Consider the following 24,570-nt stretch of genomic DNA (forward strand, 5'->3'; position numbering starts at 1 on the left):
TCCGGGCGGGAACCAGTGATGTCGGTACGCACCACGAGCCCCCTCCGCCCCGGAGACACCGGCGGGAGGGGGCTCGTCGTCGGCCCGCAGCGGGCGGCGGGCCTACGGTTTACGGCTGGTCGTCACGGTCGGGCCCGTCCTCCTCGGCCTGCTTCGCCTCCACCTCCGGGTCCAGTCCCGAGGTGCCGGTGCCGTCCACCGAGGTGAGGTGGCCCTCGCCGGGGACCTCCGTCGCCGCCGGCGGCTCGACCAGCCAGTCGGGGTTGGCCTGCTTGTCCCACCACTTCCAGGCCGCGAAGGCGCCGCCCGCCAGGACGGTCAGCCCCGCCAGCATCTTCACGGCACGGCCGGTCCGGCACCGCCGGGCTTTTTGCCGGGCCAGCTTCTGGATGTCCTCGGCCGAGACCTGACCGCGCAGCGCGGCCAGGGCGGCGGCGCCGCGCGCGGCGGCCTCGTCACGTACCGGCGCGGCCGCGGCCACGGCCTGTTCGAGCTTGGGACGCGAGTACTCGGCGGCCTGCCGGGCCGCCTTGCGGGTACGGACGGCGGCCTCGTGCGCGGCCACGTCCATCTTCGTCGGCACATGTGCGCGTGCCTGTTCCAGGCGCGGGGCGAGCCGGGCGTCGTACTGCACGCGGGCCTGTTCGGCGGCCTGCGACACCACGGGCGCCAGCCGTACGCGTGCCTCCTGCGCGTAGTACGCGGCACGCTCCTTGGCCGTGTCGGCGTAGGGCGCCACCACTTCCGCGGCGTGCAGCACGCTGTCCTTCGCCGAGCCGGTCGCGGCGCGCACGCTGTCGATGCGGGTCACGGGTTCCTCCTCCTCGGTGGCGTACGGTATTTCGACTTTCCACCCTTTTACGGATCATGCCTGTCCGGGGCCGGTGCGGCATGCGCGGACGGGCATATGGGTGCCGATCTCTTCCTTCCGCATGATTCCGGGCAACAAGGGGCCTTCCGTCGACCCTGTCACGAATCGCCGGGGGGCGCCGCCCACCCGGCGGAAGTCGTGGCCGCCTGGCGACGCTCCGACCGGAGCGTGGAAGGATCGAAGTGTCGCGGCGGACGACGACGGAAGGCGGACCGTGGCCGAGCAGCTCTATGCCACCCTGAAGACCACCCTCGGCGACATCGAGGTGCGGCTCTTCCCGCTCCACGCTCCCGTCACGGTCAGAAACTTCGTCGAGCTGGCCCGCGGCGAGCGCGAGTGGGTCCACCCGGGCACCGGGGAGCGGAGCAGGAGACCGCTCTACGACGGCACGGTCTTCCACTCCGTCATCAGCGGCTTCATGATCCAGGGCGGCGACCCGCTGGGGAACGGGCTGGGCGGGCCCGGCTACGGGTTCGAGGACGAGTGCCATCCGGACCTCGCCTTCGACACCCCGTACCTGATGGCCATGGCCAACGCCGGCCCGGGCACCAACGGCTCGCAGTTCTTCATCACGGTCACCCCGAGCACCTGGCTGAACGGCAAGCGCACCATCTTCGGCGAGGTCAGCGACCCGGCCGGCCGGAAGGTGGTCGACGCCATCGCGAACGTGCCGACCGGCCGCAACGACCGGCCGCTCGTGGATGTCGTCATCGAGACGGTGGTCGTGGAGACGCGCGAGGGCCAGGGAACCAATCACCCCGCTCGTCCGTAAGGATGAGCGGGGCAGGACAGTGCCGTCAGGCAGGCGTACGCCCGCCACAGGCCTACACCGGCCACAGGGATACGACGACCGACAAGGGGATCTGATGGACCAGGCCGCAGGGAGCGCGCAGGACGCCGCCCGCAGCGTGCCCGTGTGCTACCGGCACCCGGACCGCGAGACCGGCGTGCGCTGCACCCGCTGTGACCGGCCGATCTGTCCCGAGTGCATGGTCAGCGCCTCGGTCGGCTTCCAGTGCCCGGACTGCGTCCGCGGCGGCTCCGGCACCGGCCACGCACCGGCCGCCTCCCGGCCGCGCACGATCGCCGGCGGCACGGTCACGGCCGACCCCCGCCTGCTCACCAAGATCCTGATCGGGCTCAACCTCGCGGTCTTCATCGCGATCAAGGCCGACAGCTCCCTGCTGGAGCACGTGGTGCTCTACGGCGCCTGGCCCCCGAAGCCCTTCGAGCCGACCTCGGGCGTCGCCGGCGGCGAGTGGTACCGCTTCGTGACGTCGATGTTCGCGCACGAGGAGTACTGGCACATCGGCTTCAACATGCTGAGCCTGTGGTGGATCGGCGGCCCGCTCGAAGCGGCCCTCGGCCGGGCCCGCTATCTGGCGGTCTACCTCGTCTCCGGGCTGGCCGGCGGCGCGCTGACCTATCTGCTCACCTCCCCGACGACCGCCTCGCTCGGCGCCTCGGGCGCGATCTTCGGTCTCTTCGGCGCCACCGCCGTGCTGATGCGCCGGCTCAACTACGACATGCGGCCGGTCCTCGCCCTGCTGGTGATCAACCTGATCATCACCTTCAACCCGGCCATGAGCATCTCGTGGCAGGCGCACATCGGCGGGCTGGTCGCCGGTGTCGTCACCGGGTACGCGATGGTCCACGCCCCGCGCGAGAAGCGCTCGCTGGTGCAGTACGGCACCTGTGCCGTCGTACTGGCCCTGGCGGTGGCGCTGGTGCTGGTCAGGACCGCTCAGCTCACCTGACCGGGCGGGGGGAACACCCTGTCACCGAACCGTTGTCCACAGCGTGTGGCGGATCTTGTGCACACGGTGCGGACACAGCTGTGCCCCCTGTCGCTCGGATGTGTTTCCGCAGGTCGGACAGGGGGCGAACGGGTGTCTGAGGGGCGCCTGGCCGGTCACACCGGCGTCAACACCCGATGGGTTATCCACAGATCGTCGTTCTTTTCCCCACTGTGGAAAACCCCTGTGGATAACTCAGTGGATAGCCGTGGGCAGAGCTACTCCGCCCGCGCTACGTCCCCGCGCTACTTCCACTGCGTGGAGACACCGAATCCGGCGGCGATGAAGCCGAAGCCGACCACGATGTTCCAGTTGTCCAGGCTGTCGACGGGCAGCGAGCCGTCGGTCACATAGAAGACGACGATCCACGCCAGGCCGATCAGGAACATGGCCAGCATGACGGGCGCGACCCAGGCGCGGTTGGTGAGCTTGATGGCCTGCGCCTGCTTCGCCGGCGGCGGCGTGTAGTCGGCCTTCTTGCGGATACGTGACTTCGGCACGAGGGTCTCTCCTGTCGATGCGCTGCGTGGCCGCGCAGGTAACTGGGTCGGGCTCGGGGCAGCGTACAAGGGGCCAACATGACGACTCTGTGTGCTCCCCCGGGCGTCCGTTAGCGTAGTGCTTCCGCGGCGCCGAAGGAGATAAGGGTACGTTGAGCAATTCTGCCGACTCCCCCGGGACGGGATCAACGGGTCCCGGCCCCCTGCGCAGGATGCGTTTCCGGCCGGTGCGGATGCTCACGGCGGCCGTCTTCGCCCTCGCCGGGCTGATCTTCTTCACCAGCTTCGACACGGCCAAGGGCACCGACATCCGCCAGGACGGTTCGCTGCTGAAGCTCTCCGACCTGATCCAGCAGCGCAGCCGCAAGAACAAGGAGCTGGACGAGTCCAACGCCACCCTGCGCGACAGCGTGGAGTCGCTCGCCGAGAGCGACGACGGCAGCACCAAGGCCGAGGACGAGAGGCTCGGCCGGCTGGAGAAGAGCGCGGGCACGCAGGAGCTGACCGGCAAGGCGATCACCGTCACCCTGAACGACGCGCCGCCGGGCGCCACCGCCAAGCTCCCCGGCTATCCCGAGCCGCAGCCCGACTACCTGGTCATCCACCAGCAGGACCTCCAGGCCGTGGTGAACGCGCTGTGGCAGGGCGGCGCCAAGGGCATCAAGGTCATGGACCAGCGGCTGATCTCCACCAGCGCGGTGCGCTGTGTCGGCAACACCCTGATCCTCCAGGGCCGCGTCTACTCACCGCCGTACAAGATCACGGCGGTCGGGGACCCGGACCGGCTGAAGCAGGCGCTCGCGGACAGCAAGGCGATCCAGACCTACATGGTCTACGTCAACGTCTACGGCCTCGGCTGGAAAGTCACCGACGACGGGACGGTGACTCTTCCCGGCTACTCCGGCACAGTGGATCTGCACTACGCGAAGCCAGTGGGGTAGACGTCCGTCCGGGAGCCGCCGGTGCGCGTGATCGTCAGAACCGTCAGCGAGCTGTGCATCACCCTCGGCACCCTGATCGTGCTCTTCGTCGTCTACGTGTTGTTCTGGACCGGTGTGAAGGCCGACCACGTCATGGGCGACCAGATCGAGACGTTGCGGCACCAGTGGGCGCAGCGCGGCGCCCAGCCGGTCGAGCGGTCCGGGCCGCAGGCGTACGCACCCGGCGAAGCCTTCGCCGTCATGTACGTCCCGCGCCTCGGTGCCGGCTGGCACAAGCCGGTCCTGGAGGGCACCGGCACCGGCACCCTGAAGAAGGGCCTGGGGCATTACGCGCGCACCGCCCGGCTCGGCGGGACCGGCAACTTCGCGGTCGCCGGCCACCGCCGGACCTACGGCGACCCCTTCAAGGACTTCGCGAGGCTGCGTCCGGGCGACGCCGTGATCCTGACCGACGGGACCGCCTGGTACACGTATCGGATCGACAAAGGGCCGTACAAAACCGTGCCGACGGACGTCGGGGTGATCGATCCTGTGCCCGGGAAGTCGGGGTACGCGGGTCCCGGCCGCTATCTGACCCTGACGACGTGCGATCCGGAGTGGGGCCACAGCCACCGGCTGATCGTGTGGGCGCATCTCGACGCCACCCAGCCTGTGGACAGAGGCGAACCGAAGGCGCTGCGCCGTTAATCTGGTGACGTACGGCGTGGGTCTGGTGCCGTAGGGGATACGGAAGGGACGGCAAGGGACGGCATGTACGGCTGGATCTGGCGGCATCTGCCGGGGAACGCGTGGGTGAAGGCGCTCCTCTCGCTCGTACTGGTCCTGGCCGTGGTCTACGTCCTCTTCCAGTACGTCTTCCCCTGGGCCGAACCGCTGCTGCCCTTCAACGATGTGACGGTGGACAACCAGTGAGCGCGCGGATTCTCGTCGTCGACAACTACGACAGCTTCGTCTTCAACCTCGTCCAGTACCTGTACCAGCTGGGCGCCGAGTGCGAGGTGCTGCGCAACGACGAGGTGTCGACCGCGCACGCCCAGGACGGCTTCGACGGCGTGCTGCTCTCGCCCGGGCCCGGGACGCCGGAGGAGGCGGGCGTGTGCGTGGACATGGTCCGGCACTGCGCGGCCACCGGGGTGCCGGTCTTCGGGGTGTGCCTCGGCATGCAGTCGATGCAGGTGGCGTACGGCGGTGTGGTCGACCGGGCGCCCGAGCTGCTGCACGGCAAGACCTCGCTGGTCGAGCACGAGGGCAAGGGCGTCTTCGCGGGCCTGCCCTCGCCCTTCACGGCGACCCGCTACCACTCCCTGGCCGCCGAACCGGCCACGGTCCCGGCCGAGCTGGAAGTGACCGCCCGTACGCACGACGGCATCATCATGGGCCTGCGGCACCGTGAACTCCGGGTCGAGGGCGTGCAGTTCCACCCCGAGTCGGTGCTGACCGAGCACGGGCACCGGATGCTGGCCAACTGGCTGGCGGAGTGCGGCGACCACGGTGCCGTGGCCAGATCGGCGGGGCTCGCCCCGGTGGTGGGCAGGGCCACGGCGTGACCGCGCTGCGCCCCGAGCGCGAGGACTTGTACGGCGGCGAGAGCCCGTACGAGTCCTCCGCCGGTGCGCGGCCGTACGCGGGCCGCCGGACGGACCCGCCGACGGCCCCGATGCCCCGGCTGACGCCCGGGCCGGCCGAGGAGGCGCTGACGGCGCCGATGCCCCGGGTCGCTCCCGTCGACGACGAGACGATGGCGCTGCGGGTCCCGGCCCCGGCGGGGTTCGCCCCGGAGAGCGAGCCCACAGGCGCCTCTGCGGCCTCATCTGCCTCTCCTGCCACCACAGGCGCACCCGGCGGCCGTGCGGCCCGGAGAAAGGCCGCCAAGCGCCGTGGCGGGCGGCGGCGCGGTGGCGGTGCCCGGGAGACAGCGGCTCCCCCCGTGGAGCGGGACCCGCAGCGGCCCCTGACCCGGGTGGAGGCCCGGCGGCAGGCCCGGCTGCGCAAGCCGAGCCCGGCGACCCTCGTGAGCCGGGCGATCGGTGAGCTGTTCATCACCACCGGCGTGCTGATGCTGCTGTTCGTCACCTACCAGCTGTGGTGGACCAACGTCCGCGCGCACGCGCAGGCCGGCAGCGAGGCCAGCCAGCTCCAGGACGACTGGGCGAAGGGCAAGCGCAACCCGGGGGTCTTCGAGCCGGGGCAGGGCTTCGCCATCCTGCACATCCCGAAACTGGACGTGGTGGCGCCCATCGCGGAGGGCATCAGCAACAAGAGGGTGCTCGACAAGGGCATGGTCGGGCACTACGGCGAGGCCCCGCTGAAGACGGCGATGCCCGACGCGAAGACCGGCAACTTCGGTCTCGCGGCGCACCGCAACACGCACGGTGAGCCGTTCCGGTACATCAACCGGCTGGAGCCCGGTGACGCGGTCGTGGTCGAGACGCAGGACACGTACTTCGTGTACAAGGTGACCTCGATGCTGCCGGTGACCCCGCCGACCAACACCAGCGTGCTCGACCCCGTCCCGCCGGGCTCCGGCTTCACCGGCCCCGGCCGCTACATCACCCTCACCACCTGCACGCCGGAGTTCACCAGCAAGTACCGGCTGATCGTCTGGGGCAAGATGGTCCAGGAACGGCCGCGCAGCAAGGGCAAGCCGGACGCGCTCATCGAGTAGGCCTCATCGAGTAAGGGCAGAGGAACTGTGGCAGCGACCGCCGACGAGACCGAAGAGACCACGGACGCGTCCGAACCGGCTGCGGATCCCGCTCCGCGCCGCCGGCGCCCCGGCCGGATCGCGCTGGCGGTCAGCGTCTTCGGGGAACTCCTCATCACGGCGGGCGTGCTGCTCGGCCTGTTCGTCGTCTACTCGCTGTGGTGGACGAACGTGATAGCGGACCGCAAGGCGGACCGGGAGGCCGACAAGGTCCGCGAGCACTGGGCCCAGCAGAAGGAGTCCGGTCCCGGCGCGCTCGACACCAGGGACGGCATCGGCTTCCTGCACGTGCCGGCCATGCACAACGGCGAGGTGCTGGTCGAGAAGGGCACGGGCACGGACGTCCTCAACGACGGTGTGGCCGGCTACTACACCGACCCGGTCAAGGCCACGCTGCCCACCACCGGCAAGGACGGCAACTTCTCCGTCGCCGCCCACCGGGACGGCCACGGCGCCAAGTTCCACAACATCGACAAGCTGGAGAAGGGCGACCCGATCGTCTTCGAGACCCGGGACGACTGGTACGTCTACAAGGTCTACTCGGTCCTTGCCGAGACCTCGAAGTACAACGTCAAGGTCCTCTCCTCGGTCCCCAAGGAGTCCGGCAGGAAGAAGCCGGGCCACTACATCACCCTGACGACCTGCACCCCCGTCTACACCTCCCGCTACCGCTACGTGGTCTGGGGCGAACTGGTCCGCGTGGAGAAGGTGGACGCGGACCGGACTCCGCCGGAGGAACTGCGCTGATCCGCGGCTGAAAGCACGTGGGCCCCTGCCGGGATGTCCCGGCAGGGGCCCACGCGTATCCGCCCTTCAGGCGTCCCTTCGGGCGTCAGCCGTCGGTGCCGCCGAAGAAATTGGTGCCGCCGTCGTTGCCGTTGCCGCCGTTGTTCCCCCCGTTGCCGATGCCCACGGTCGTCAGGGTGATCGTGGTGGCGGCCGGGTCGTCGACCTTCTCGTTCTGCTTCGGGTCCTGGGAGGCGACGAACGCGGTGTCGCTGCTGTCGCTGCCCGGGGCGAACTGGATGTTCGTGAAGCCGGCGGCGTTCAGCATCTGCCGGGCCACCGCGACCGTGCGGCCACGGACGTCCGGGATCTGCGTCTGCTGCTGCTGCGCCTTGCCGACGTTGACCGCGATGGGCGTGTTCTTGGAGACCTGCTGACCGGCCGCCGGGTTGGTGTTCTGCACCTTGCCGTTCTGGGCCGGGTCGGTGACCGGGGTGTCGTTGCAGGTCGGAGCCAGACCCTTGGCCTGGAGTTCGGCCTTCGCCTCGTCACAGGTCTTACCGGTGACGTCGGGCACGGTCACCTTCTCCTCGGCCTTGGCGACCGTGAGGGTGATCGTGGTGCCCTTCTCCTTGCTCGTGCCGCCCGCCGGGTTCTGGGTGATGACGACACCGGGCGGCTGGGTGGACACCTGGGTCTCCTTCTCGACGGTGAAGCCCTTCTCCTTGAGCTGGGCCTCCGCCTGGTCGAACTGGATGCCGCGGACGTCCGGCACGGTGACCTTCGGGGCGCCCGTCGACACCACCAGGGTGATCGTGTCGCCCTTGTCGACGTCCGTACCGGCCGTCGGGTCCTGGGAGCAGACGTTGCCCTTCGGCTGGCTCTCGCACTCCTTGCGGGTCGGTGGCGCCAGCTTCAGGTCGGAGTTCACCGCCATCTTCTGGGCTTCTTTGTAGGTGTGGCCGACGAAGTTCGGTGCCTCGAAAGACTGGTCCGCCTTGTTGCCGGTGAACGCCCACTTGCCGATCAGGATCGCGCCGACCAGGACCAGCAGACCCGCGACGATCAGCAGGATCGTGGAGGTGTTGGACTTCTTCTGCTGGCGGCGGCGGTCCGGGCGGTCGTCGTAGCCGTAGCCGCCCTCGTCCGGGTTCATCGGCGGGAGCATGGCGGTCGCTCCGGCGGCCGACTCCGAACGCAGGGCCGTCGTCGGCTGGTCGTCGGGGTAGCCGCCGTAACCCACCGCGCCCATCGCGGCCGTGGCCGCGACCGGCTGGCCGTCCAGGCACGCCTCGATGTCGGCGCGCATCTCGTCGGCCGACTGGTAGCGGTAGTTCGGGTCCTTGACCAGCGCCTTCAGGACGATCGCGTCCATCTCCGGCGTGATCTCCGGGTCGAAGACCGACGGGGGCTGCGGTTCCTCGCGGACGTGCTGGTAGGCCACCGCGACAGGAGAGTCGCCCACGAAGGGCGGCCGTACCGTCAGCAGCTCGTAGAGGAGACAGCCGGTCGAGTACAGGTCCGAGCGGGCGTCGACCTGCTCGCCCTTGGCCTGCTCCGGCGAGAGGTACTGGGCGGTGCCGATGACCGCCGCGGTCTGGGTCATGGTCATGCCGGCGTCGCCCATGGCGCGGGCGATGCCGAAGTCCATCACCTTGACCTGGCCGTTGCGGGTCAGCATGACGTTGGCCGGCTTGATGTCCCGGTGGACGATGCCGTTGCGGTGCGCGTACTCCAGGCCCTGGAGGATGCCGATGGTCATCTCCATCGCGCGCTCGGGCAGCAGCTTGCGGCCGGAGTGCAGCAGCTCACGCAGCGTGGAACCGTCGACGTACTCCATCACGATGTACGGGATGGAGACCCCGTCGATGTAGTCCTCGCCCGTGTCGTAGACCGCGACGATCGCGGGATGGTTGAGCGAGGCGGCCGACTGGGCCTCCCGGCGGAACCGGGCCTGGAAGGACGGGTCGCGCGCGAGGTCCGCGCGCAGCGTCTTCACCGCCACGGTGCGGCCGAGGCGGGTGTCATGCGCGAGGTAGACCTCCGCCATGCCACCGCGGCCGAGCACCTGGCCCAGCTCGTACCGGCCGCCGAGGCGACGCGGCTCTTCCATAGCTACCTACCAGCCCTCTCCGTCGGTCTCGGCCGCGCACCCCTGTGCGCAGCCGGAGGCTGCCGTCCGGGCCTACCGTACCCGGCTCGCTCTGTGTGACCTGGCCAAGCCCGTAACCCGATACAGGACCGGTATCGCAACGTGCGGCGATGTGAAGGTGATGTGAGCGGCGTCACTTCCTGTGATCGGAGGCGGTCACTTCTTGGAGTCGATGACCGCCTCCATGACGTTCTTCGCGATCGGCGCGGCCAGGCCGCCGCCGGAGATGTCGTCGCGGTTGGCGCCCTCGTCCTCGATCACCACGGCCACGGCGACCGGCGAGCTGCCGTCGCTGAGCTTGGCGTAGGAGATGAACCAGGCGTACGGGTTCTCGCTGTTCTCGACACCGTGCTGGGCGGTACCGGTCTTGCCGCCGACCGTGACACCGCTGATCCGCGCGTTGGTGCCGGTGCCCTTCTCGACGACCGTCTTCATCATGTCCTGAAGGATCTGCGCGTTCTTCGGCGACAGCGGCCGGCTCAGCTCCTCCGGCTGGGTCGTGGCGACCGGGTCCAGGTTGGAGGACTGCAACGAGTCGACCATGTACGGCTTCATCAGCTTGCCGTCGTTGGCGACCGCCGAGGCGACCATGGCCATCTGCAGCGGGGTGGCCGCGGTGTTGTACTGGCCGATGGAGGACAGCGCGGTCTGCGACTGGTTCATGTCGTCGGAGAACACCGAGGCGCTGGAGCGGACCGGGACGAACTGCTCGGAGTTGAAGCCGAACTTCTCCGCCTCCTCCAGCATCTTGTCGTTGCCGAGGTCGGAGCCGATCTTGCCGAAGACGGTGTTGCAGGACACCCGCAGCGCCTCACGCATGGAGGCGTTCTCGCAGGGGATGTTGCCCTCGTTCTTCAGCTGGGTCGTGGTGCCCGGCATGGTCCACGGCAGCGGCGAGTCGGTCTTCTCGTCGGCCGAGGTGTACTTGCCGTTCTCCAGCGCCGCGGCGGCCGTGACCACCTTGAAGGTGGAGCCCGGCGGGTAGGTCTCGCGCAGCGCCCGGTTCAGCATCGGGTCGTTCGGGTTGTATTTCTTCTGGAGCTTCTTCCAGGCCGCGGCGTCGTCGTTGGTGTTGCCCGCGAAGGACGAGGGGTCGTACGACGGGTAGGAGGCCAGCGCCAGGATCTTGCCGGTGGAGGGCTCCAGGGCGACGACCGCGCCCTTGCCGCCCTGCTTCTTCAGACCGTCGAAGGCGGCCTTCTGCGCGGCGGCGTTGAGCGTGGTGACGACGTTGCCGCCCTGCTGCTCCTTGCCGGTGATCATGTCCAGCGTCTTGCGGAAGAACAGCCGGTCGTCGTTGCCGGTGAGGATGCCGTCCTCGATGGACTCCAGCTGGGTGGCGCCGAAGGCCTGCGAGGCGTAGCCGGTGACCGGGGCCCACATGGGGCCGTTCTTGTAGGTGCGCTTGTACTTCAGGTCGTTCAGGCCGGTCTTGCTGGTCTCGGTGGACCCGGTGATGGCGTCGCCGCCGGACACGATGATGTCGCCGCGCGGGGTGGAGTAGCGGGCGATGGTGACGCGGCGGTTCTTCGGGTCGTCCTTGAGGCTGTCGGCCCGGACGTACTGCAGGTAGTTGTCCCGGATCAGCAGGGCCAGCATGAGCAGGCCGCAGAAGATCGCGATCCGGCGCAGGGGCTTGTTCATGACGGGCGGACCACCTGGGTCATCTCGGCGTCGGGGTTTCCGGCGGGGGTGGGCGCCGGGCGGCGTGCGGTGTCGCTGATGCGGATCAGGATGGCGATGAGCGCCCAGTTGGCCAGCACGGAGGAACCACCGGAGGCCAGGAACGGCATGGTCATACCGGTCAGCGGGATGAGGCCCATGACACCACCGGCCACGACGAAGACCTGGAGGGCGAAAGCGCCGGAGAGGCCCACCGCGAGCAGCTTGCCGAAGGGGTCGCGGGCGGCGAGGGCGGTGCGCACGCCGCGTTCCACGATCAGGCCGTAGATCAGCAGGATGGCCATGACGCCGGCCAGGCCCAGCTCCTCTCCGAACGTCGCGAGGATGAAGTCGGAGTTGGCCGCGAACTTGATCAGGTCCGAATGGCCCTGGCCCCAGCCGCTGCCGAGGGTGCCGCCGGAGCCGAACGCCCACAGGGACTGCTGCAGCTGGTCGGAGTGGAGGATGCCGTCGTGCGTGATCTGGCGGCTCAGCTCGTACTCGCGCATCGGGTTGAGCCAGGCGTTCACACGCGTCTGGATGTGCGGCTCGAAGCTCGCCACACCGACAGCGCCGGCCGCGGACATCAGCAGACCGAAGACGATCCAGCTGGTCCGCTCGGTGGCGACGTACAGCATGATGACGAACATTCCGAAGAACAGCAGCGAGGTGCCGAGGTCGGTCTCGAAGACCAGGATGAGGATCGAGATGGCCCAGACGACCAGGATCGGGCCGAGGTCGCGGCCGCGCGGCAGGTACAGGCCCATGAAGCGGCGGCTGGCGAGGGCCAGGGCGTCGCGCTTCACCATCAGGTAGCCGGCGAAGAAGATCGCGAGGACGATCTTGGCGAACTCACCGGGCTGGAGGGACCCCAGGCCGGGAATCCTGATCCAGATCTTCGCGCCGTAGATGTTGGCTCCGAGGCCCGGCACCAGCGGCAGGATCAGCAGGACCAAGGCCGCGAACATCGAGATGTAGGTGTAGCGCTGCAGGACCCGGTGATCCTTCAGGAAGATCAGCACGACCGTGAACAGAGCGATGGCGAGCGCGATGTACAGCAGCTGGCGGGGGGCGGCCGGTGAGAAGCCTCTCAGCGACTGCAGCAGCTTGGACTGGTCCAGCCGCCAGATGCACACCAGGCCCAGCCCGTTCAGGAGGGTGGCCAGTGGCAGCAGCAGCGGGTCCGCGTACGGCGCGAACTTGCGTACGGCGAGATGGGCGACGCCGGCCAGCAGGCCGAGACCGAGGCCGTAGCTCAGCAGGCCGGCGGGGACCTGGTCGTTGAGTGCCAGGCCCACGTTGGCATAGGCGAACACCGGGATGACCACGGCGAAGACCAGCAGGGCCAGCTCGGTGTTGCGGCGGCTCGGCGCGCCGATGGCGCCGATCGTGGACGTGTGATGCGTCGGCGAGTTCGTAGTACTGCTCATCGTGTGACAGGGCCTCTCACGGCTTGCCTACTGCTTACCGCACAGCGAGACGACCTTCTGCTCATCCTCCGAGAGGGTGGGGCCGGGGCTGGGGGTCGCGGACGGGGTCGTGGACGGAGACTTCGAAGGGGACGTCGGGGATGCCGGTGACGTCTTCGAGGCCGACGGGTTCGGGGTCGGGGAGGCCTTGACGAAGGCGGTCTGGGTGGTGGTGCCCGAGGTGGTGCTGTCGGCGCCTGTGGTACCAGTCGTGCCGGTGGTGCCCGCGGTACCGGTGGTGCCGCCGGTCTTGCCGGTTTTGTCCTGGTCCTTCTTGGCCTTGTCCAGCGCCTCCTCGGCGGCCTTGCGCTCGGCCTGCTTGCGGCAGGCGGAGGCCTGCACGGCCAGCTCCTCGACCTTCGTCCGGGCCGCCTGCAGACCGCCCTCCGCGATCGTGGCCTTCACCTGCTTCTGCTGGTACGGCGGCAGGTACTTGAGTTCGATCTCGGGGTGGTCCTTCTCCACCTCCGACAACGACACCCAGGCGAGGTCCTGGCTGATCCCGCGGTACAACGCGACGTGCTCGTCCTTGACGCCGACGTAGTACTGCGTCTGCGTCCAGCGGTAGCCGCCGTACAGTCCGCCGCCGACGACGGCGAGCGCGAGGGCGCCGTAGAGCGAGGTCTTCAGCCATCTGCGCTGCTTGCGCGGCTTGGTCAGGTCGCCGTCGGCGTAGTCCTCGAAGCCGCCGGCCGGGACGTAGCCGGTGGTGTCGCCGGAGCCGGGCGGGCCGAACTCGCCGCCGCCGTGTCCCTGGCCCTGACGGCCCAGGTGGGAGGCGCGGCCGGCCGGGGTCTGCATGATCCCGTTGTCGTGCAGGTGGTGCTGGTTCTCGGCGACGGCGCCGACCACCACCGGCTGGTCGGAGAGCTGCCCGGCGAGGGTGTCGCCGGTGTCCAGGTCGAGCACGTCGGCGACGATGACCGTGATGTTGTCGGGGCCGCCGCCGCGCAGCGCGAGCTGGATCAGCTCCTGCACGGTCTCCTGCGGGCCCTGGTAGCTGGCGAGGGTCTCCTCCATCGTCTGATGGGAGACCACGCCGGACAGGCCGTCGGAGCAGATCAGATAGCGGTCGCCGGCCCGGACCTCGCGGACCGACAGGTCGGGCTCGACGTGCTCGCCGCTGCCGAGGGCGCGCATCAGCAGGGAGCGCTGGGGGTGGGTGGTGGCTTCCTCTTCGGTGATCCGGCCCTCGTCCACGAGCCGCTGCACCCAGGTGTGGTCCTGGGTGATCTGGGTGAGCACACCGTCACGGAGCAGGTACGCGCGCGAGTCGCCGACATGGACGAGGCCGAGCCGCTGGCCGGTCCACAGCAGCGCGGTGAGGGTCGTCCCCATGCCCTCGAGCTGGGGGTCCTCCTCGACCATGGCGCGCAGCTGGTCGTTGGCGCGCTGCACGGCCTGGCCGAGGGAGGTGAGGATGTCGGAGCCGGGCACGTCGTCGTCGAGCGTGACCAGGGTGGAGATCACCTCGGAGGAGGCGACCTCGCCCGCGGCCTGACCGCCCATGCCGTCGGCGATGGCGAGCAGGCGCGGACCGGCGTAACCGGAGTCCTCGTTGCCCTCCCGGATCATGCCCTTGTGCGATCCGGCGGCAAAGCGCAGTGACAGACTCATGCGCACCTCGCCCGTCGGCTCCGGGTACAGCCGGTCGTGTCGAGCCACACTGCCCACCCTCCGGTCGGGAGCGCGCCGGAGGCCTGGGTGTGGCCTGCTTCCGCGTGCTCGCTCCGCTCGCTCATTGTCGTACTACTTCCGCAGCTCGATTGCGGTCTTGCCGATGCGGATCGGCGCGCCCAGCGGGATCGGTGTGGGGGTCGTCAGCCGGGACCGGTCCAGGTACGTGCCGTTGGTGGAGCCGAGATCCTCGATGATCCACTGGCCGTCGCGGTCCGGGTAGATCCTGGCATGGCGGCTGGAGGCGTAGTCGTCGTCCAGCACGATCGTGGAGTCGTGCGCCCGGCCCAGGGTGATGGTCTGGCCCTGGAGCGCGACGGTGGTGCCGGTCAGTGTGCCCTCGGTCACGACCAGCTTGGTGGGGGCGTTGCGGCCGCGCCGGCCGCCGCCCTGCTGGGCGCGCTGCTGTGGCGGCGCGGCCTGCTGCCGGGCCTGCTGCCGGCCGGGCTGCTGCGGCCGGGCCGCCTCCCTACGCGATCCGCGCTGGGTGACGCGCGTACCGAACAGGTCGCTCCGGATGACCTGCACGGCCACGATCACGAACAGCCACAGTACGGCCAGGAAACCCAGCCGCATGACCGTGAGGGTCAGCTCTGACATTGCCCCCGCTTCACCCTTCGGCTTGCCTATAGATAACGGTGGTGCTGCCCACGACGATCCGCGAGCCGTCGCGGAGCGTAGCGCGGGTGGTGTGCTGCCCGTCCACCACGATGCCGTTGGTGGAGCCGAGATCCTGGATCGTCGAGGGCGTTCCGGTCCGGATCTCGCAGTGCCGGCGGGAGACGCCGGGGTCGTCGATCCGCACGTCGGCGTCGGTGCTGCGGCCCAGCACCAGCGTCGGGCGGGAGATCTGGTGGCGGGTGCCGTTGATCTCGATCCAGTAGCGGGTGCGCGCGCCGCTCATCGGGGCCGCGGCGGGCCGCTGGGTGGCGGGCTGCGGGTAGCCGTAGCCGCCGGGTCGGGCGCCGGGCGGCGGCGCGGACGGCATCGGGGGCACGCCCGCGGGGGCGGCCGGCGGGTAGCCGTAGCCGCCCGGGGCGCCCTGTCCGGGGCGTCCGGCCGGTGCGCCGGGAGCCTGCGGTGCCGCCTGCTGGCTGCTGGAGGAGGCGAGGGTGCGCGAGCGCACCCGGTACAGGCCGGTGTCCAGGTCGTCGGCCTTCTCCAGGTTGACCTTGATCGGTCCCATGAAGGTGTAGCGCTGCTGCTTGGCGTAGTCGCGCACCATGCCGGCCAGCTCGTCGCCGAGCTGCCCGGAGTAGGGGCTGAGCCGCTCGTAGTCCGGCGCGCTCAGCTCCACGATGAAGTCGTTGGGTACGACGGTGCGGTCGCGGTTCCAGATGGTGGCGTTGTTGTCACACTCCCGCTGGAGCGCTCCGGCGATCTCCACGGGCTGGACCTCGGACTTGAAGACCTTGGCGAAGGTGCCGTTCACCAGACCTTCGAGACGCTGCTCGAACTTCTTCAGGACTCCCATGGGGCACCTCCTCCGTCCCTGCCGTCGTCTTGCCTGCTCTGTGCCGCTGCCTCGGCCGCTGCTTGGGCGGCTGTCCTGCCGGGTACTGCTGGTACTGCTTACTGATCGTATCTACGCGCCCGCCAATCAGCCGGTTCCCCCAGCGGCTCCCCTTCGAACTCCCGGGTGCGTGTCCTGCTGCCATGGATCGTAGAGGCGGGCGAAGACCAGTGTCCCGCACCCGGCTGTGGACCCGGTCCGCCTCCCGGGCAGATGTCCTGGACCGGTACGAGGTTGATACGAGACGCGCGTCTCCTCGAGACGCGCGCCGTCGCGTGACCTGACCCACGCCGTCGCATGCCCGCACGCGCGCCGTCGCATGCCGGTACGCGCCCCGCCGCGTGCCGGCGGGGGCCGTTGCCTGCCCGGTGGGGACCGGGGAGGGGGCGCCGGGGGCCGGGCGGGAAGCGATGTGAATCCACCCCGTACGACGTGCTAATGTTCTGGGTGTCGGAAGGGGCCGGACCGAAAGGGAAGGAACCGGAAGACACACCCAATGCGCGGGTGGCGGAATAGGCAGACGCGCTGGATTCAGGTTCCAGTGCCCGCAAGGGCGTGGGGGTTCAACTCCCCCCTCGCGCACAGAAGGCCAAGGGCCCATCGTGAAAACGATGGGCCCTTGGTCGTATATGGGGCCGTCCGCGGGCGCTGTCCGACCCGGGTGTGAGGAAGCTCTCAGGATGTCAACGGCCCTGCCCTGCGAGGGCAGTCAGCGTGCCGGTCTCCGCCTCCGGCCCGGGCGCGGCGGAGTTGTCCACAGGGTCTGACGCGTTTCGGCCACCGGTTGTACGGTCTCCCCGACTTGATGTTCGTACCGGCGCCTGTCCGATGGCGTCCGGGCAGTGCGGGGGAGGCGGTCGCGGTGACCGGAACCGGTGTGGGGGCGACGGACGCGGCGGACCGGGGCGCGCGCCGGCTGCCCCGGGTGCGCGGGTTCGCCCCCTGGCCGCCGCAGGGCTCGCCGAAGGAGGAGGGCAAGGCGCTGCGCACGAGCGTGCCGCGCTCCGCCCACCGCACGCTCGACCTGGACGCCGCCCGCCCCGACGCGGTGAGCGCGGTGGCCGAGTCCAACGCCGGCCGCATCCCCGAACTGACCCCGCTCCGCGTGGGCCGGATGGCGGCCACCCCCTTCGCCTTCCTGCGCGGCTCGGCCGGCCTCATGGCGTACGACCTCGCCCGCACCCCCACCACCGGGATCGGCACCCAGCTCTGCGGTGACGCGCACGCCGCCAACTTCGGCCTGTACGGCGACGCCCGCGGCGGCCTCGTCATCGACCTCAACGACTTCGACGAGACCGTGCACGGCCCCTGGGAATGGGACCTCAAGCGGCTCGCCGCCTCACTGGTGCTCGCCGGCCGCGAGGCGGGCGCCGACGAGGACACCTGCCGCGCCGCGGCCCGGGACGCGGCCGGCGCCTACCGCCGCACCGTGCGGCTGCTCGCCAAGCTGCCCGCGCTCGACGCCTGGAACGCCATCGCGGACGAGGAACTCGTCTCCCACACCGACGCCCACGACCTGCTCGGCACGCTCCAGCGGGTCTCGGAGAAGGCCCGGGCCAACACCAGCGGCCGGTTCGCCGCGAAGTCGACCGAGGCGGCGCCGGACGGCGGACGCCGGTTCGTGCCCGCCCCGCCGGTGCTGCGCCGCATACCGGACGCCGAGGCCGCGGCGGTCGCCGCGTCCCTGGAGTCGTACGTCGACACCCTCGGCGAGGACCGCCACCCCCTGCTCGCCCGGCACGCCGTGCACGACGTCGCCTTCCGCGTGGTCGGCACCGGCAGCGTCGGCACCCGGTCCTACGTCGTGCTGCTCCTCGACCACCGCGGTGAGCCCCTGATCCTCCAGGTGAAGGAGGCCCGCCCCTCCGCGCTCCTCCCGCACCTGGCCACGGCCGGCTTCCCGGCCCCGCGCGCGGAGCACGAGGGCCGCCGGGTCGTCCTCGGGCAGAAGCGGATGCAGGTCGTCAGCGACACCCTGCTCGGCTGGACCACCGTCGACGGGCGCCCCTACCAGGTGCGCCAGTTCCGCAACCGCAAGGGCAGCGTCGACCCGGCCGCCCTCGCCGCCGACCAGATCGACGACTACGCCCGCATGACCGGCGCCCTGCTGGCCCGCGCCCACTCCCACGGCGCCGACCCCCGCCTGATCGCCGGCTACTGCGGCAAGAACGAGGAACTGGACGAGGCCCTCGCCGCCTTCGCCGTCGCCTACGCCGACCGCACGGAGGCGGACCACGCCGACCTGCTCGCGGGCATCCGGGCGGGGAGGATAGCGGCCGAGCAGGGTGCGTGACGGGGCGGACGGCGGCGGGGCCGGGTGCGTGACAGGGCGGACGGCGGCCGTGCCGGGTGTGTGACGGGGGTGGACGGTGGCGGAGCCGGGTAGGTGAGAGGGCCGGCCGCGGCTTTCGGGCAGTCGGCTGGGGTTCCCCGGTTGTCGGACCGGGGGCGGGCCGGCGCGGCGCTACGCTGAGCGGGTGACGACCCCCGAAGCCGACCAGTCCGCACCGCGCCCCGAGGAACGGCTGGAGCAGGCCGTACGGGCGGCCGAGCAGGCGTTGATCGAGTACGAGATCGCCGTGGAGACCTTCCGCGTCGAGGTCGAGAACTTCTCCCGCCTCCACGAGCAGCGACTCGGCCCGCTCTACCTCCGCATCGAGGAGCTGGACGCCGAGATCGCCGAGGCGAAGGCCGCCCGCACCGGCGATCCCGAGGACATCCGCCGCGCCGCGGAGGCCCGCGCCCGCGTGCTGCCGATGCCCGGCGTGGAGGAGCTGCTGCACGGCTGGATGGACGGCGACGGCCTGTTCCCGGAGGCCGTGGCCATGCTCACCGACCAGCCGGTGCGGCCCCCGCAGCGGGTACGGCCCAGCGAGAAGGCCCGCAAGCTCTACCGCGAGCTGGCCCGCAAGGCCCACCCCGACCTCGCCCAGGAGGAAGAGGAGCGCAAGCGGCGTGAGGAGTTCCTCAGCCGGGTCAACGCCGCCTACGCCCGCGGCGACGAGGCCCTGCTCGGGGAGCTGGCCGCGGAATGGGCGGCCGGACCGGTGCCGCCCGAGCGCCGGCCGAGCCCCGCCGAGGAGCTGTACGCCCGCCTCGAATGGCTCGCCCAGCGCAAGGAGCTGCTCACCCTCGTCGCCCGCGAGCTGGAGGAGGGCGCGATCGCCGGCATGCTCCGCCTCGCCCCGGACGACCCCGACGGGCTGCTCGAGGAGATCGCCGAACGGCTGCGCGCCGACATCGCCCAGCGGGAGGCGGAACTGGCCGGCCTGCTGGGGCAGGACTGAACCGCCGGTGCTTCGGGTAGCGTCGGAGCCATGAATTTCGGAGCTGGTGTGCCCACGGTCCAGGTCGCGGACCTCAAGGACGGCGACTTCCTGCTGGACGTCCGCGAGGACGACGAGTGGCAGGCGGGCCACGCCGAGGGAGCCCTGCACATTCCCATCAGCGAGTTCGTGGCCCGCTACGGCGAGCTGACCGAGGCCGCCCCGCAGGACGGCCGCGTCCACGTCATCTGCCGCTCGGGCGGCCGGTCCGCCCAGGTCACCATGTACCTGGTCCAGCAGGGCATCGACGCGGTCAACGTCGACGGCGGCATGCAGCAGTGGCAGACCGCCGGCCGCCCGGTCGTCACCGACGAGGGCAAGCCGGGCTTCGTCCTGTAACCCCGGGCTCAGCGCCCCCGTCAGCCGAGGGGGTGGGCGGCCAGCAGGTCGCCCAGCCGCTCCTCGTACGCCGCCGCCGGGCCGAGCGCCAGCTCCAGGTGCTTGGCCCAGGCGTGATAGCGGTGCAGCGGGTAGTCGGTGTCCGCGCCGAACCCGCCGTGCAGATGCTGTGCCGTCTGCACCACCCGGCGGACCCCCTCCGCCGCCCAGATCTTCGCCACGGCGATGTCCCCGGCGACCGGCAGCGCCCCCGGTGCCCCCGAGGCGATCCGCCACGCGGCCTGCCACAGGGTGACCTCCATGGCACGCAGGTCGATGTACCGGTCCGCGGCCTGCACGGCCACCGCCTGGAACGTCGCGATCGGGTGGCCGAACTGCTCCCGCTTGCCGGTGTACTCCCCGGTCATCCGCAGCACCCGCTCACCCAGCCCGAGCGCCAGCGCACACGTGCCCGTCACCAGCAGCCCGTGCAGCCACTCCCAGGCGCCGTCGGCCTCGATCACCTCGCCCGGCCCGAGCCGCACCGACCGCAGCCGTAGCTCGGCCAGCCGTTCACCGCTGGTGGAGACCTGCTCGGCGAGAACCAGTCCGTCCGCCTCCCGCGGCACCAGCGCCAGCACGGTCCGGTGCGCCCCCGTGCCCTCGACATGCGCCGGTACGACGACCAGGTCCGCGTCGTACGCCCACGGCACCGCCGTCTGCACCCCGTCCAGCAGCCACACCGGTCCCTCACGGCGCGCGGTGACGGCGAGTTCGGCCGGGTCATGGCCGGTACGTCCCTGCGCCGCGACGGTCAGCACCAGCTCGCCCCGGCCGGCCCGGGCCGGCAGGCGGTCCGCCTGCTCCGGGCCGCCGTAGGCCTGTACGGCCGCCGCGGCGGCGCTGTGCTCCAGCAACGGCACCCGGGCGAGCACCCGGCCGGCCTCACGCAGCACCAGGCACAGCGCGATCGCGTCCAGGCCCGCCCCGCCGTGCGCCTCGGCCAGCAGCAGACTCAGCAGGTCCGCGTCGGCCAGCCGGGACCACAGCGCCCGGTCGAAGCCCTCGGCCACGGCGCCCGGGCTGAGCGCCGGGCTGGGCACCGCGTCCGGCGCGACACCGGCGAACACCCCCCGCGCCGCCTCGGCCGCCGCCCGCTGCTCCTCGGTGAAGGTGAAGTCCACGACCTGTCCTCCTGGCGCCGGTATCTGACGGGCCGTCAAGATAGAACAGGTTCTAGGAGAAGGGAACGGTCGGGTGACCCTCAGCGGTCGAAGTCCAGCTCCACCCTTTCCGTCAGCGGATGCGACTGGCAGGCCAGCACATACCCGGCCTCCGTCTCCTCCGTCTCCAGCGCGAAGTTGCGGTCCATGCGCACCTCGCCCGCGACCAGGAAGGCCCGGCAGGTCCCGCACACCCCGCCCTTGCAGGCGTAGGGCGCGTCGGGCCGGTTGCGCAGCACCGTCTCCAGCAACGACTCGCCCTCCCGCACCGGCCAGCTGCCGCCACGGCCGTCGAGCCGTGCGGTGACGGTGCTGTGGGCGGGTGCGGAAGCGGTGGCGGCCGGGGCCGAGCCCGCGTCCACGTGGAAGATCTCCTGGTGGATCCGGGCCCGGTCCACGCCCAGCTCGCGCAGCGCCTGCTCCGCGCCCTGCACCAGCCCGTACGGCCCGCACAGGAACCAGCCCGCCACCCGCTCCACCGGCAGCAGCGCGGGCAGCAGCCCCGTGAGCCGTTCCCGGTCGAGCCGGCCGGAGGGCAGCCCCGCCTGCTGTTCCTCCCGGGAGAGCACGGTCACCAGCTGAAGCCGCTGCGGATAGCGGTCCTTCAGGTCGGCGACCTCCTCCAGGAACATCGTCGAGGCGGCCGTGCGGTCACTGCGTATCAGACAGAACCGGGCCGCCGGCTCACGCGCGAGCAGCGTGGCGACGATGGACAGCACCGGGGTGATGCCGCTGCCGCCGACCACCGCCGCGTACAGACCCGGGGCCGGCTCCAGCGTGAAGCGGCCCGCCGGGGTCATCACGTCCAGCTCGTCCCCGACGTTGATCTCCTTCAGCGCGTACGCCGAGAAGGCCCCGCCCTCGACCAGGCGCACCCCCACGCGCAGGCTGTCCGGGCCCTCGCCGGCCGGGTCGGGCGCGGGGGAGCAGATCGAGTAGGTGCGCCGGATCTCGCTGCCGTCGACCCGGCGGCGCAGCGCGAGATGCTGGCCGGGTGCGTGCCGGTACTCCTCGCGCAGCTCCGGCGGGACGGCGAAGGTGAGGGCGACGGAGTCGTCGGTGAGCCGGTCGACCGCGGCCACCGGGAGCGGGTGGAAGCGGGCCATCACAACTCCTTGAAGTGGTCGAACGGTTCACGGCAGGCCAGGCAGCGGCGCAGTGCCTTGCACGCGGTGGAGGAGAACCGGCTCAGCAGCTCGGTGTCGGCCGAGCCGCAGTGCGGGCAGCGGACCGGTTCGGCCGGGGCCTGCGGCTCCCGGGTGCGGGTCGGCCCCAGGGCCAGCGGCACCGGGCCGCTGTCGTGCCGCACGCGCGGCGGAGCGATGCCGAACTCCCGGAGCTTCTCCCGCCCTTCGGGGGTGATGTCGTCGGTCGACCAGGCGGGCGCGAGCACCGTGCGGACGGTGACCTCGCGCATGCCGTGGGCGCGCAGCACCCGCTCGATGTCCAGGCTCATCGCCTCGATGGCCGGGCAGCCGGTGTAGGTGGGGGTCAGGTCGACCTCCACCGCGTCGCTGCCGTGGACGTGCACCGCGCGGAGTACGCCCAGCTCGCGCAGGGTGAGCACGGGCAGCTCGGGGTCGGGCACCGCGCCGGCCAGCTCCAGCAGCTCCGCCTCCAGGGCGGTGGCGGTCACCATGCCGCCCCCGGGTGGCTGCGGTGCAGGTGCTGCATCTCGGCGAGCATCCGGCCGAACGGCTCGGTGTGCAGGCCCTGCCGGCCGGCGCCCGCCGACCAGGCGCCGGTGCGCGGGCCCTCCGGGACGGTCAGGGCGGCCCGGCCGAGCACGTCGGTGACGGACTCCAGCCAACGGTCCTCCAGGGCGCGCCAGTCGGCGTCCAGGCCCTCCACCGGCTGGAACATCTCCCCGGTGAACCGCCACAGCGCGTCGCAGGCCCGCTGCATCCGCTCGTGGCTGGTCTCCGTGCCGTCGCCGAGCCGCAGCGTCCACTGCTCGGCGTGGTCGCGGTGGTAGGCGACCTCCTTGACGGCCTTCGCGGCGAGCGGCGCGAACGGACCGTCGGCGGCGGCGAGTTCGGCGTAGAGAAGCTGCTGGTAGGTGGAGAAGTACAGCTGGCGGGCGATGGTGTGGGCGAAGTCGCCGTTCGGCTGCTCGACCAGCTGGAGGTTGCGGAAGGCGCGTTCCTCGCGCAGGAACGCCAGCTCGTCCTCGTCGCCGGCCAGGGACAGCAGTACCCGGGCCTGGCCGAGCAGGTCCAGGGCGATGTTGGCGAGGGCGACCTCCTCCTCCAGGACGGGCGCGTGCCCGGCCCACTCCCCCAGGCGGTGGGAGAGCACCAGGGCGTCGTCGCCGAGGGCGAGCGCGGCGGTCACCGGGACGGTGGCGGGGCCGGTGGCGGTCACAGGTGCTTCACCCCTTCCGGGATCTCGTAGAAGGTCGGATGCCGGTACGGCTTGTCGGCGGCCGGCTCGAAGAACGGGTCCTTCTCGTCCGGCGAGGACGCGGTGATCGCGGCGGCCGGGACGACCCAGATGGAGACGCCCTCGCCGCGCCGGGTGTACAGGTCGCGGGCGTTGCGCAGGGCCAGCTCGGCGTCGGGCGCGTGCAGGCTGCCGGCGTGGGTGTGGGAGAGGCCGCGCCGGGAGCGCACGAAGACCTCCCACAGGGGCCAGTCGGTGGTGCTCATGCTCGCGTCGCTCCCGTCTCACCGGTGTCGCCGGCGTGCTTGGCCGCGTAGGCCGCGGCTGCTTCCCGTACCCACGCGCCCTCGTCGTGGGCTCGTCTGCGCTGGGTGATCCGCTGCTCGTTGCAGGGGCCGTTGCCCTTGAGGACCTCCCAGAACTCCGTCCAGTCGATCGGGCCGAAGTCGTAGTGCCCCCGCTCCTCGTTCCACCGCAGCTCCGGGTCGGGGAGGGTGAGGCCCAGGGACTCGGCCTGCGGGACGCAGATGTCCACGAAGCGCTGGCGCAGCTCGTCGTTGGAGTGGCGCTTGATCTTCCACTCCATCGACTGCGCGGAGTGCTGGGACTCGTCGTCGGGCGGGCCGAACATCATCAGCGACGGCCACCACCAGCGGTTCACCGCGTCCTGGGCCATGGCGTGCTGCTCCGGGGTGCCCTTGCTGAGGGCCAGCAGCAGTTCGTAGCCCTGGCGCTGGTGGAAGGACTCCTCCTTGCAGATCCGCACCATCGCCCGGGCGTACGGGCCGTAGGAGCAGCGGCACAGCGGGACCTGGTTGGTGATCGCGGCGCCGTCCACCAGCCAGCCGATCGCGCCGACGTCGGCCCAGGTCAGGGTGGGGTAGTTGAAGATCGAGGAGTACTTCTGGCGGCCGGAGTGCAGCTTGTCGAGCAGCTCGTCGCGGCTGGTGCCGAGGGTCTCGGCCGCGCTGTAGAGGTACAGGCCGTGGCCGGCCTCGTCCTGGACCTTGGCCATCAGGATCGCCTTGCGGCGCAGGGAGGGCGCGCGGGTGATCCAGTTGGCCTCCGGCTGCATGCCGATGATCTCGGAGTGCGCGTGCTGGGCGATCTGCCGGACCAGGGTCGCGCGGTAGGCGTCGGGCATCCAGTCACGCGGTTCGATGCGTTCGTCGGCGGCCGCGGCCGCGTCGAAGGCGCGCTGGTAGGCCGCCGTGTCGACGGTGTCCGGTGCGCCGTCCGCCTCCGTGCGGGCGGTGCGCTGCGCGGCTGCTGTGGCCATGCGGTCCCCCTGACCTCGGGCTCTGCGGTGA

At 71.1% G+C, this 24,570-nt stretch carries 25 protein-coding genes and 1 tRNA gene; 12 read left to right on the forward strand and 14 right to left on the reverse strand.

Going from position 1 to position 24,570, the window contains the following annotated elements; translation table 11 throughout:
- Positions 1–109: 109 nt before the first annotated feature.
- Positions 110–811 carry a DUF5324 family protein gene (locus ACZ4U1_RS21140; RefSeq protein WP_467905092.1) on the reverse strand — a complete coding sequence of 234 codons (702 nt, stop codon included), beginning with the start codon at positions 809–811 and terminating at the stop codon, positions 110–112.
- Between the two features lie 274 nt (positions 812–1,085).
- On the opposite strand from ACZ4U1_RS21140, the gene ACZ4U1_RS21145 reads away from it, so the two are divergent.
- Both ACZ4U1_RS21145 and ACZ4U1_RS21150 read left to right on the forward strand, forming a co-directional pair.
- Entirely contained in the window at positions 1,086–1,643 is a 558-nt protein-coding gene (locus ACZ4U1_RS21145) for a peptidylprolyl isomerase (RefSeq protein ID WP_467905094.1), read from the forward strand.
- Positions 1,644–1,737: 94 nt separating this feature from the next.
- Positions 1,738–2,628, forward strand: a complete 891-nt coding sequence (locus ACZ4U1_RS21150; RefSeq protein WP_467905095.1) for a rhomboid family intramembrane serine protease — start codon at positions 1,738–1,740, stop codon at positions 2,626–2,628.
- Between the two features lie 284 nt (positions 2,629–2,912).
- Here ACZ4U1_RS21150 and crgA read toward each other — a convergent pair whose 3' ends face one another.
- Complete coding sequence (crgA, locus tag ACZ4U1_RS21155) at positions 2,913–3,167, reverse strand: cell division protein CrgA (RefSeq protein WP_059250060.1); 255 nt, start codon at positions 3,165–3,167, stop codon at positions 2,913–2,915.
- A 152-nt stretch (positions 3,168–3,319) separates the two neighbouring features.
- On the opposite strand from crgA, the gene ACZ4U1_RS21160 reads away from it, so the two are divergent.
- From ACZ4U1_RS21160 to ACZ4U1_RS21185, 6 genes are all read left to right on the forward strand, one after another.
- The gene (locus ACZ4U1_RS21160) at positions 3,320–4,108 is read left to right on the forward strand and encodes a DUF881 domain-containing protein (RefSeq protein ID WP_467905097.1); all 789 of its coding nucleotides are present in this window, start codon (positions 3,320–3,322) and stop codon (positions 4,106–4,108) included.
- 21 nt (positions 4,109–4,129) lie between these two features.
- Positions 4,130–4,795 (forward strand): class E sortase, encoded by a 666-nt coding sequence (locus ACZ4U1_RS21165; protein ID WP_467905099.1) that lies wholly within the window; start codon positions 4,130–4,132, stop codon positions 4,793–4,795.
- Between the two features lie 63 nt (positions 4,796–4,858).
- Positions 4,859–5,020, forward strand: a complete 162-nt coding sequence (locus ACZ4U1_RS21170) for a hypothetical protein (RefSeq protein WP_189296565.1) — start codon at positions 4,859–4,861, stop codon at positions 5,018–5,020.
- Positions 5,017–5,655, forward strand: a complete 639-nt coding sequence (locus ACZ4U1_RS21175) for an aminodeoxychorismate/anthranilate synthase component II (protein ID WP_467905100.1) — start codon at positions 5,017–5,019, stop codon at positions 5,653–5,655. The genes ACZ4U1_RS21170 and ACZ4U1_RS21175 overlap by 4 nt, the downstream gene beginning before the upstream one ends.
- Positions 5,652–6,773, forward strand: coding sequence for a class E sortase (locus ACZ4U1_RS21180; RefSeq protein ID WP_467905102.1), 1,122 nt, complete (start codon positions 5,652–5,654; stop codon positions 6,771–6,773). Before ACZ4U1_RS21175 ends, ACZ4U1_RS21180 begins: the two co-directional genes overlap by 4 nt.
- A 27-nt stretch (positions 6,774–6,800) precedes the next feature.
- On the forward strand, positions 6,801–7,559 hold the full coding sequence (locus ACZ4U1_RS21185) for a class E sortase (RefSeq protein WP_467905104.1): 759 nt from the start codon (positions 6,801–6,803) through the stop codon (positions 7,557–7,559).
- 85 nt (positions 7,560–7,644) lie between these two features.
- On the opposite strand, the gene pknB is transcribed toward ACZ4U1_RS21185, so the two are convergent.
- From pknB to ACZ4U1_RS21215, 6 genes are all read right to left on the reverse strand, one after another.
- Positions 7,645–9,651, reverse strand: coding sequence for a Stk1 family PASTA domain-containing Ser/Thr kinase (pknB, locus tag ACZ4U1_RS21190; RefSeq protein WP_467905106.1), 2,007 nt, complete (start codon positions 9,649–9,651; stop codon positions 7,645–7,647).
- 195 nt (positions 9,652–9,846) lie between these two features.
- Entirely contained in the window at positions 9,847–11,334 is a 1,488-nt protein-coding gene (locus ACZ4U1_RS21195; RefSeq protein WP_467905108.1) for a peptidoglycan D,D-transpeptidase FtsI family protein, read from the reverse strand.
- On the reverse strand, positions 11,331–12,782 hold the full coding sequence (locus tag ACZ4U1_RS21200) for an FtsW/RodA/SpoVE family cell cycle protein (protein WP_467905110.1): 1,452 nt from the start codon (positions 12,780–12,782) through the stop codon (positions 11,331–11,333). Before ACZ4U1_RS21200 ends, ACZ4U1_RS21195 begins: the two co-directional genes overlap by 4 nt.
- A 27-nt stretch (positions 12,783–12,809) precedes the next feature.
- Positions 12,810–14,438 (reverse strand): Stp1/IreP family PP2C-type Ser/Thr phosphatase, encoded by a 1,629-nt coding sequence (locus ACZ4U1_RS21205; protein ID WP_467905295.1) that lies wholly within the window; start codon positions 14,436–14,438, stop codon positions 12,810–12,812.
- A 132-nt stretch (positions 14,439–14,570) separates the two neighbouring features.
- A complete protein-coding gene (locus ACZ4U1_RS21210; protein ID WP_467905111.1) occupies positions 14,571–15,098 on the reverse strand; it encodes an FHA domain-containing protein FhaB/FipA in 528 nt (175 codons plus the stop codon).
- Positions 15,099–15,108: 10 nt separating this feature from the next.
- Positions 15,109–15,972, reverse strand: a complete 864-nt coding sequence (locus ACZ4U1_RS21215; RefSeq protein ID WP_467905113.1) for an FhaA domain-containing protein — start codon at positions 15,970–15,972, stop codon at positions 15,109–15,111.
- Between the two features lie 537 nt (positions 15,973–16,509).
- On the opposite strand from ACZ4U1_RS21215, the gene ACZ4U1_RS21220 reads away from it, so the two are divergent.
- The 4 genes from ACZ4U1_RS21220 (at position 16,510) to ACZ4U1_RS21235 (ending at position 19,676) form a co-directional block, all read left to right on the forward strand.
- A tRNA-Leu gene (locus ACZ4U1_RS21220) sits at positions 16,510–16,593 on the forward strand.
- Between the two features lie 223 nt (positions 16,594–16,816).
- The gene (locus tag ACZ4U1_RS21225; protein WP_467905114.1) at positions 16,817–18,304 is read left to right on the forward strand and encodes a DUF2252 domain-containing protein; all 1,488 of its coding nucleotides are present in this window, start codon (positions 16,817–16,819) and stop codon (positions 18,302–18,304) included.
- 184 nt (positions 18,305–18,488) lie between these two features.
- Positions 18,489–19,298 carry a hypothetical protein gene (locus ACZ4U1_RS21230; RefSeq protein WP_467905116.1) on the forward strand — a complete coding sequence of 270 codons (810 nt, stop codon included), beginning with the start codon at positions 18,489–18,491 and terminating at the stop codon, positions 19,296–19,298.
- 48 nt (positions 19,299–19,346) lie between these two features.
- Positions 19,347–19,676, forward strand: a complete 330-nt coding sequence (locus tag ACZ4U1_RS21235; protein WP_467905296.1) for a rhodanese-like domain-containing protein — start codon at positions 19,347–19,349, stop codon at positions 19,674–19,676.
- A gap of 20 nt (positions 19,677–19,696) precedes the next feature.
- Here ACZ4U1_RS21235 and ACZ4U1_RS21240 read toward each other — a convergent pair whose 3' ends face one another.
- The 6 genes from ACZ4U1_RS21240 to paaA all read right to left on the reverse strand — a co-directional run bounded on the left by ACZ4U1_RS21240 (position 19,697) and on the right by paaA (position 24,539).
- Positions 19,697–20,839, reverse strand: coding sequence for an acyl-CoA dehydrogenase family protein (locus ACZ4U1_RS21240; protein WP_467905117.1), 1,143 nt, complete (start codon positions 20,837–20,839; stop codon positions 19,697–19,699).
- Between the two features lie 80 nt (positions 20,840–20,919).
- Positions 20,920–21,984, reverse strand: coding sequence for a 2Fe-2S iron-sulfur cluster-binding protein (locus tag ACZ4U1_RS21245; protein WP_467905119.1), 1,065 nt, complete (start codon positions 21,982–21,984; stop codon positions 20,920–20,922).
- On the reverse strand, positions 21,984–22,517 hold the full coding sequence (paaD, locus tag ACZ4U1_RS21250; protein ID WP_467905121.1) for a 1,2-phenylacetyl-CoA epoxidase subunit PaaD: 534 nt from the start codon (positions 22,515–22,517) through the stop codon (positions 21,984–21,986). The genes ACZ4U1_RS21245 and paaD overlap by 1 nt, the downstream gene beginning before the upstream one ends.
- The gene (paaC, locus tag ACZ4U1_RS21255; RefSeq protein WP_467905298.1) at positions 22,511–23,212 is read right to left on the reverse strand and encodes a 1,2-phenylacetyl-CoA epoxidase subunit PaaC; all 702 of its coding nucleotides are present in this window, start codon (positions 23,210–23,212) and stop codon (positions 22,511–22,513) included. The genes paaD and paaC overlap by 7 nt, the downstream gene beginning before the upstream one ends.
- Positions 23,213–23,238: 26 nt before the next feature.
- Positions 23,239–23,526 (reverse strand): 1,2-phenylacetyl-CoA epoxidase subunit PaaB, encoded by a 288-nt coding sequence (paaB, locus tag ACZ4U1_RS21260; RefSeq protein WP_014673816.1) that lies wholly within the window; start codon positions 23,524–23,526, stop codon positions 23,239–23,241.
- Complete coding sequence (gene paaA / locus ACZ4U1_RS21265) at positions 23,523–24,539, reverse strand: 1,2-phenylacetyl-CoA epoxidase subunit PaaA (protein WP_467905123.1); 1,017 nt, start codon at positions 24,537–24,539, stop codon at positions 23,523–23,525. The genes paaB and paaA overlap by 4 nt, the downstream gene beginning before the upstream one ends.
- Positions 24,540–24,570 lie beyond the last annotated feature (31 nt).

The sequence above is a fragment of the Streptomyces sp. NPDC028928 genome, from assembly GCF_055564915.1.